Source organism: Virgisporangium aurantiacum, from assembly GCF_016863635.1.
Lineage (GTDB): Bacteria > Actinomycetota > Actinomycetes > Mycobacteriales > Micromonosporaceae > Virgisporangium > Virgisporangium aurantiacum.
In genome coordinates, this window is sequence record NZ_BOPG01000199.1 from 1 (window position 1) to 905 (window position 905).

The following is a 905-nucleotide window of genomic DNA, read 5'->3' on the forward strand; positions in this document are numbered from 1 at the left end:
TCGATGGTGGTGGCGAGGTGGTGGATGGTGGGGGTGTTGAAGATGGTGGTGAGGTGGAGGTTGGTGTGGAGGGTGGTGTTGATGTGGTGGGTGAGTTGGGTGGCGAGGAGGGAGTGGCCGCCGAGGTCGAAGAAGTTGTGGGTGGTGGAGATGGTGTGGGGTGGTTTGTTGAGGAGGGTGGCGATGAGGGTGATGAGGTGGTGTTGGGTGGGTGTGGTGGGTGGGGTGTGGGTGGTGGGGATGGTGGGGTGGGTGGTGGGGTGGGGTAGTTGGGTGCGGTCGAGTTTGCCGGTGGTGGTGGTGGGGAGGTGGTTGATGAGGTGGTAGTGGGTGGGGATGGTGGGGTGGGGTAGGCGGGTGGAGAGGTGGGTGCGGAGGTCGGTGGGGGTGGGTGGTTGGTGGGGGTTGGTGGGGATGAGGTAGGCGTGGATGTGGTTGGGGTGGTTGGGGTGGGTGGTGATGGCGGCGGCTTTGATGGCGGGGTGGGTGGTGAGGGCGGTTTCGATGTCGGCGGGTTCGATGCGGTGGCCGTGGATGCGGAGTTGGTGGTCGGTGCGGCCGAGGTAGTGGAGGTTGCCGTCGGGGGTTTGGCGGACGAGGTCGCCGGTGCGGTAGAGGCGGCTGCCGTCGTTGGCGTGGGGGTTGGCGATGTATTGGTGGGCGGTGAGGTGGGGTTGGTGGTGGTAGCCGCGGGTGAGGGCGGGTCCGGTGAGGTGGAGTTCGCCGGGGGTGCCGAGGGGGACGGGTTGGAGGTGGGGGTCGAGGATGTGGATGGTGGTGGCTGGTAGTGGCCGGCCGATGGGGACGTTGCCGGTCGGGGTGCCGGTCGGGGTTGGGGGTGCTGGTGGGGTGGGCAGTGGGTAGGTGGTGCTGTCGCAGCTGGTCTCGGTGATGCCATAGGCGGT

1 protein-coding gene is annotated in these 905 nt (G+C 67.3%); it reads right to left on the reverse strand.

Annotated features, from left to right (window positions below):
• Positions 1-905, reverse strand: a 905-nt coding sequence (locus tag Vau01_RS63030; protein ID WP_204015492.1) for a non-ribosomal peptide synthetase, incomplete at both ends; no start/stop codon positions are given.